We start from the raw sequence: 1,620 nt of genomic DNA, 5'->3' as shown, positions 1-1,620 counted from the left end.
CCCCGCTGAGCCTCGCCACCGAGCGTCCGGATCTCGACGATCGACATCTCGGCTTCGTCGAGCGGCGCTTCGCCGACCACGACGTCGCCCACGAAGTCGAGCACGGCGTCTTCGGGAATACCGGTCGTGCCGACGCAGTGGTAGCTGGTCGCGAGCGGATTCCCCTTCTGCTCTGCGATCACCGGCCACAGCGCTGCAGCGGCCTCGTACCACGAGGACCAGTGCGCCCGCGCAAGCGTCGGCAGCTTCATGCCCGATGCAAGCTGCTCGAGTGGCTTGACGAACTCGGTGGTGCTGCCCTTGAAGGTGTCGTAGAAGACCGTCGTCGCGACGATCGCCTTGGTGCCCGTCACGACGATCTCGAGCGAGACCGACTCGTTCGGCATGACCTGTTTCTTCATGAACTGCATCGCCTTCTTCGAGAACTCGACCGCCTGGTTTCGCGTCTCGAATCCAAAGACGAGCTGCTCGGCACCCTTGATGGCGCTGGCGTCGGCCAGCCGGAAGGTGATGTCGACGACGATGGCGAGCGCACTTCCCGCACCGAGCATCGCCGTGAACAGCTCGTCCTCCGGCGTCAGCACGCGGATCTCGCCGTCGGCGGTCACCACGGTCATCTTCACGGCACGCTGCCCGAGCAGACCGAGCCGTCTGGAGAAGTAACTACTCAGCCCACCGTTGAGGGTGTATCCGGCCACGCCGACGCCGGGACCGGTGCCGACGGGCAAGGCGCCGCCTTGGGCCTTCACCGCCTCGACGAGTTCGCGAAAGACCACCCCGGATCCGACCTTGACCAGGGTCTCGTCGTCGGACGACTCGAATTCGATCGACTTGAGGCGACCGAGGTCGAGGATCACGGCGTCGCGGTCCGCGACAAGCGCCGCTCCCGATGACTCGTGTCCGCCGCACACGCAGGCAATCGGGGCGGTCGCCGGAAGCGACTTCACGATGGCAGCGATCTCCTGGGCAGACGTTGGAAACTCGATCCGCTTGGCCAGGGTGGTGACGTTGCCGGTGGTCCCATCCGCCTGCGGAAGAACCTTGTTGGCGCTCACGCTCCACGCCCGTTGTGCAAACCATTCGTCATTCGATCCCAAGATGGCCTCCGGCGGTGCTCCCACCTGCTTCAATGATTGTTCGGCGAGCGAGCTTCCGACCACGAGTCCGACACCGCTTGCCGCCGCACCCTTGAGGGCGGTCCGCCGAGAGATCCTATTCTTCGGATCCTGCATCACGCTGAGTCTCCTTGTGTCGGTCGGTGTCGGGAATGCAAGTACGGTCAGGCTCGGACAGGCTCGCCGATCGCACCGAGCCTTCGCCGGACGTATCCTAGCCAATGAATCGCGGGGCCCCTGCCCTTAGTAATCCCCCACCACCCCACAGCACCTCCGTATTCACGGGGGTGTTGTTCTTTGGTTGTTGACGTACGTACGCTGACTTGCGCTTGGGGCCCCTGCCCATAGATGCCATTGATGCCAACACCCTGAGAACGGGCATCTATGACATCAATGGGAAACGAAGGGAATCTATGAGGTCCCCATTTCAGCGACGATGCTTGCGGGGAACCCGTTGAGTACGATGAGCCTCCATAGGAGATTAGAAGACCATGTACACAAACAG

General features: G+C 63.0%; 1 protein-coding gene. It reads right to left on the bottom strand.

Annotated elements, in window-relative coordinates; all coding sequences use genetic code 11:
* Positions 1-1,055: FAD-dependent oxidoreductase (locus OSA81_13790; GenBank protein ID MDE0900074.1), on the bottom strand; the 1,055-nt coding region annotated here is incomplete at its 3' end.
* Positions 1,056-1,620: the final 565 nt, after the last annotated feature.

The organism is Longimicrobiales bacterium (assembly GCA_028823235.1).
Classification (GTDB): domain Bacteria; phylum Gemmatimonadota; class Gemmatimonadetes; order Longimicrobiales; family Gaopeijiaceae; genus UBA2589.
This window is presented reverse-complemented; position numbering and strand designations above follow the sequence as displayed.